Origin of the sequence: Ferruginibacter paludis (assembly GCF_030409685.1) — a bacterium.
Taxonomy (GTDB): domain Bacteria; phylum Bacteroidota; class Bacteroidia; order Chitinophagales; family Chitinophagaceae; genus Ferruginibacter; species Ferruginibacter paludis.
Map to the genome: position 1 here is coordinate 1 of NZ_JAUFQJ010000009.1, position 3164 is coordinate 3164.

At 37.0% G+C, this 3164-nt stretch carries 4 protein-coding genes; all 4 read left to right on the plus strand.

Annotated elements, in window-relative coordinates:
* Positions 1 to 604 precede the first annotated feature (604 nt).
* The 4 genes from QWZ08_RS17610 (at position 605) to QWZ08_RS17625 (ending at position 3082) form a co-directional block, all read left to right on the plus strand.
* A complete protein-coding gene (locus QWZ08_RS17610; protein WP_290338828.1) occupies positions 605 to 1597 on the plus strand; it encodes a transposase in 993 nt (330 codons plus the stop codon).
* 205 nt (positions 1598 to 1802) lie between these two features.
* Positions 1803 to 2204: a hypothetical protein gene (locus QWZ08_RS17615; RefSeq protein WP_290338829.1), complete on the plus strand. Its 402-nt coding sequence runs from the start codon at positions 1803 to 1805 to the stop codon at positions 2202 to 2204.
* A gap of 237 nt (positions 2205 to 2441) precedes the next feature.
* On the plus strand, positions 2442 to 2636 hold the full coding sequence (locus tag QWZ08_RS17620; protein WP_290338830.1) for a hypothetical protein: 195 nt from the start codon (positions 2442 to 2444) through the stop codon (positions 2634 to 2636).
* The gene (locus tag QWZ08_RS17625) at positions 2636 to 3082 is read left to right on the plus strand and encodes a hypothetical protein (RefSeq protein ID WP_290338831.1); all 447 of its coding nucleotides are present in this window, start codon (positions 2636 to 2638) and stop codon (positions 3080 to 3082) included. The genes QWZ08_RS17620 and QWZ08_RS17625 overlap by 1 nt, the downstream gene beginning before the upstream one ends.
* The last annotated feature ends 82 nt before the right edge of the window (positions 3083 to 3164 follow it).

Sequence of the window (3164 nt, forward strand, 5' to 3'; positions counted from 1 at the left end):
AGTTTTTCAGGATCGGGTGGCATTGAAAAGCCACGGTGATTGCAAATATCTGTACGAAGATGAACAGACCACTGTTTTTTGTGAATGTCTATACCAATAAATAACTTTGGTATGGCGGTAGTTTGAGTATTCATTTTTTGAATTATTTAGCACCCTCAAATTACCGCTTTTACATAGATGCTTTGTGCTATTGGGGCTTGACCAACAAACATCAGCTAAAAGCAAAGCCAGTCTTCAGTTTCGGCCTGACAAGCATCTTTGAACTTAGTACAAACAATGAACTATTAATTATAAATTTAGCAGCGGTACCGGGCAGGACGGAAGTAAATATCCCAACAGCCTTTGGATTAATTTCTTAGAATTTTATTAATATCTACTACTATTATAATGGGGGTTGCAAGGGGGTGTTAATAACTACCAATAATGTTGATAATTTTGAAAGTAAGGGGTGGTTGAACTTGCCCAACAGCTAGTCATTAAGGACTTTTTTATGTATTAGTTCCCGCCTTTACTTTCTTGCTCCAGGTCCAGCTAGAATTATTTCTTTGAATCATCAAAGGTTTTTGACAAGAGCAAGTTTTTATCACACTTAAAAACTTAGACGATGAAAAATTGGGATTTCACTTTAGGGGTAGATGTTTCTAAAAACACATTGGATATCTATTGTGCTGAAATATCTGAGCATATCAGAATTCAAAATGGTACAGAAGGATTTTTGCAATTTCAAAAGTGGTGTAAGCATTTCAATATTGATTTGCAAAAAAGCTTTATCGTACTAGAATATACAGGAGGCTATGAATACAAATTGCTGCAGTTCTGTCAATCACGACAAATCTTGTACACAAGAATTCCTGGGTTGGCAATCAAAAATTCCTTAGGTATTACGAGAGGAAAAAATGATAAAGTAGATGCAAGCAGAATTGCACAATATGGGGAAGAAAAGCATAAATCATTGAAGGCCGACGAGCCACTAAATCCAGCAATAGCAAGCCTTAAAGAGCTTCTACATTTCAGAAAGCGATTGGTGAGGGAAAATGCGGGTTACCAGTCAACCGTTAAAGAGCGCAAGCATATGTATGAAGCAAGTAAAAAGGACATTGTCATAAAAATGTTAGAGCGAAAGCAAAAGGAAAATAAAAAAATAATTGCGGCACTTGAAGTTGAGATGATGAAGATCGTAGCCAATGATGTAAAGATTCAAACCAGCTATCAACTAATAACCAGCATCAAAGGAATTGGCAAAGTGAATGGATTAATGACAATCGCCTATACTGAAAATTTCACAAGCTTTACCAACCCAAGAGCTTATGCTGTATATGTAGGTGTAATACCCTTTGACCATAGTTCAGGAACAAGTATTAGAGGTAGGAAAACAGTAAGTCATTTAGCAAATAAGGAATTGAAGCAGGAGCTCAACCAGGCGGCCAAAAGCGCGATGGCGTGGGATAAAGAAATTAAAAATTACAGTGAGAATAAAATGAAAACAAAGTGCTACAAAATCGTTTTGAACAACATAAAATTTAAATTGATATTACGGATGTTTGCGGTAGTGAAAAAAGGGGAAATGTATGTGGAAAACCACCAGCATGCAGCTTGATTTTAAAACAAATTTGGTAGTTTAATAATCCTAGAATACATAAAGCCCTGGACGTTGTGTGCTATAATATCGGACACTCCCAAAAAGATAACTCTAATTAGGGATGGCCTGAGTGACTTATGCCAGCGACCCGAAAAATCGCCGATGGTAAAACGTTCGAGGTTTCGAATCCCTCGGCTCCCTTTTGAATTAATTCAGTAGACAAATGAAAATTGAGTTTCTTGACGACATTAGTAATGGTGGACAGTTTCCTCACGCCGACCCAGATCAACTTGTCCGACTCTATGATTTTGACAATTTGCAAGCTCAAGAGCTAAGACATATGATTCAAAACATAATCATTGAGCGCAAAAAAGACCTAGACCTAACGACACTCGAATTTATTCAACCTATTAATTGCAATTTGACACTGCAAATATCTGACGCAGACAAAGGCATTGCGACTTCTGACAATAAAAAATTTGTTTGTAATTTGACAATTGAAAAATACAAAGAAATGGTTTTCTTAATGGAGCCATTTTGCGACAAGGAAACCAACGGGTATCAATGGCTTTATGACCTTGACACGCCAATTGAATTTTTATTTTCGCCGGGAGGTTCATGGTGACAAATTACAGCACACAACATCAGGTTTTGTGCAATTGGGGCTGGACGGAAATACAACCATCGGCAGTGCATATCCAAGCTTTGGTTTCGGCGGACTTAATTCTGCAAGGCAGGAGTTCTGAACCTCGGCTTTTAGTTATAAATTTAGCTTCGGTTCCTAGCGGACAGTTGGCAAATTCCCCAACTGCACAAAGCCTCGTCCGTTGTTGCCTGCTATTTTAAAGTGACATCCTACGCAATGACAAACGAAGAAATTTTACAAGCTGTTAGACAAGTTGAAGGACTTGGCGGTATGACTGTAAATGAACGCCTTTATGTAAGTGGACTTATGGATGAATTTGACAAATCAAAAATTCATGACAAAGTTAAAGCAGCGTATATTTTAGAATTGCTGCAAGTTGACAAACCTTCTATTGACAAAATTTTGTACTAATGGAACTATCAAACAAAAATGTTTCAGCCTTACTGCTTGACCTAAACCAAGACATTGAAGAATATGCAGAGGCGACAGTTAAAAAAATTATTGAGGACAAAAATTTTGACTTCTTGACCTATCCGCCAAACAATGGGTTGACAGATTTGGAAAAGCAAGAACTCAATAAACTTGACAATAATAAACATTTAAAAAATGCGTTACGAAAAGTTATTGCCGACAATAGTGCAGGAATAATTTTTAGTATGCTGAATATTATAGACGGCACAACTGACCCAAAACATTTGTTTGCTGACTGGACTGGAGTAAAACTCGTTGACCAAGAACCAAATGACGAAGCAGAGGAATTTCAAGATATGCTTCACGACAGTTTCTTTGAAACGTATTGGGAATGGAAAAAAATTCGTGGTGACAAAAAATGGAAACTTGATACATACGAAGAATAAAAACAGCAGGCAACATGGGGCTCCTATGTAAAGCGGTTTGAAAGGTTCAATATGTTTGTGAACGGTATTACATAATTTATTT